Source organism: Weissella sp. DD23 (genome assembly GCF_001579105.1).
Classification (GTDB): Bacteria; Bacillota; Bacilli; order Lactobacillales; family Lactobacillaceae; genus Weissella; species Weissella cibaria.
Genome location: NZ_KQ970393.1, coordinates 194254 through 196437 on the forward strand (window position 1 = coordinate 194254; position 2184 = coordinate 196437).

The 2184-nt window shown below is 45.9% G+C and carries 2 protein-coding genes; one reads left to right on the plus strand and one right to left on the minus strand.

Translation table 11 applies throughout. The features are described from left to right. Positions 1-1431, minus strand: a 1431-nt coding sequence (gene rlmD, locus WEIDD23_RS06955) for a 23S rRNA (uracil(1939)-C(5))-methyltransferase RlmD (protein WP_242865458.1), incomplete at its 3' end; no start/stop codon positions are given. A gap of 148 nt (positions 1432-1579) precedes the next feature. Between rlmD and WEIDD23_RS06960 the strand changes: the two genes are divergently transcribed. Further along, positions 1580-2119: an NADPH-dependent FMN reductase gene (locus tag WEIDD23_RS06960; protein WP_010373271.1), complete on the plus strand. Its 540-nt coding sequence runs from the start codon at positions 1580-1582 to the stop codon at positions 2117-2119. Positions 2120-2184 lie beyond the last annotated feature (65 nt).

Genomic DNA, 2184 nt, shown 5'->3' on the forward strand with positions numbered 1-2184 from the left:
ATCAATTGATTGAATGTATTCAACGTTATAAACGCGCGTCAAGTCGACCAAATCACGGGCCAACGTTGAAGCATTACATGACACATACACAAACTTATCTGGTTGCGTGTCCAAAATCGTCAAACGCAATTCTTCATCCAAGCCGGTACGTGGTGGGTCGACGACCAATGCATCCGCGACCCAGCCTTCGTTTGCCCAGCGTGGAATCAAATCTTCTGCCGCACCCGTGTAGTATGCTGCATTCTTAACGCCATTATCCAAAGCATTCTCATTGGCATCATCGATGGCTTCTGGCACTGTGTCCATCCCACGAACTTCACCAGCGTGATCGGCTAGTGTAATACCAATCGTGCCGACACCTGAATAGGCGTCGATCAACTTATCGGCTTGCGTTAAGTCCAAGGCTGAAATTGCTTCGTTATACAAACGTTGCGTTTGGCGTGGGTTCAATTGCAAAAACGCACGGGGTGACAACTTAAACGTCTTACCGTTAATCGTCTCCGTAATGTATTCACTACCCCACAACAACTTCGTATCCTCGCCCCAAACAAGAGACGTCTTATCCGAATTGATGTTTTGGTGAACAGATACCACCTCTGGCAACTCTTGATTAATACGGGCAATCAATTCATCAGCACTTGGCAAATACTTGCCATTCGTGACGATCGTCAACTGGACATCACCAGTTGTCTCAGATACGCGGGCAATCAACGTCTTAACAATGCCTGAGTTCTTGCGTTCGTTGTAAATTGGCATCTCCATATCAGCCAAAATATCACGCACCTTACGTACAACCTTAAGTGTCGCTGGGTGTTGCGTTGATACCTTGGGCAAGTCCACTAAGTCGTGTGAGTTGCGCTTATACATACCGACCGCCAACTGACCATTTACTTCACGAACCGGGAACTGGGCTTTATTACGGTACCCGTCCGGCTCATCCATCCCAATGGTTGGGCGTAAATCAAATTGCTCGTATCCTTCAGGCTTGTACTTTTCCAACGCCTGACGAATGACATCCCGCTTAAATTCGAGTTGACCATCGTAAGCCAAGTGCTCTAATTCAAAACCACCCACTTCTTGATTATCAACAGGTTCAACACGTTGTGGTGAGCGTTGCTTAATTTTACGAATACGCGCTTCGATAAACTTTTCCGTCACATTCGTCACAACCACATCGACCACTTCATCAGGTAAAGCACCTGGAATAAAGGTAATCTTACGCTTATAATATCCGATTCCTTCACCATTGATTCCCAAACGCTTAATGGTAATCAATAGCTTGTCACCAACGTTTACTTCAACGTTTTGTTGGTTGCGATTATCGCGACGTGGCCCACGTGTTCCACGTGGAACAAACTTGCCACGATTTTGATTGTTGCCACCCTTACCAGGCTTACCTTGATAAGGACGGCGCTTTTTTTCTTCAGCCATTTCGTTCTACAAAGACTTACCGTCTACTCTTTCTATATGATAAGTACTATTCTAACATGTCGGAAGTGAATTGACCCGTCTCCACCATTGACCAAAGGTAAGCTTTAGGTCTACTGTTAATAGGTGATTTTTTAGGAGGATTTAGACTATGCATTACGTTGCCATTGTTGGTTCGAACAGCAAGACATCTTTAAACCGCCGTTTAGCTGCAGCCATCGCCAAGCGCTACGGTACCGATGACGTCACAATTGACGTCTTAACACTTAATGATTTACCCATGTACAACGTGGACGATGAACTCACCCCAGCACAAGTGGTAATCGACTTTAAGCAAACCGTCAAAGCAGCTGACGGGGTTATTTGGGTCACACCAGAATACAACCATTCAATTCCTGGCGTATTGAAGAATGCCATTGACTGGCTGTCACGCGTTGATAAGGTCATGATTGGCAAGCCATCAATGATCATGGGCACCACCCCTGGCTTCTTAGGGACTATCCATGCCCAATTACACCTACGTGATATCTTATTTGCGATGCAATCACCTGTCTTGATGGGGAATGACGTCATGGTCGGCGGTGGCCACGCAAAGCTTGATGCAGATAACAACATTACCGATGCCAGCACCATTGACTGGCTTGATACTGTAATGCCAAACTTCAAAGCATTTGTTGCTGCACATCAATAATGAAAAAACGAGACTGGGACAGAAGTCTCTGTCTCAGCCTCAAAAGCCGCCAATCTCCCGATTTG

Excerpts from the sequence above, each read along its gene's own strand:
- WEIDD23_RS06960 (WP_010373271.1), top strand. The coding sequence starts at position 1,580 with ATGCATTACGTTGCCATTGTTGGTTCGAACAGCAAGACATCTTTAAAC.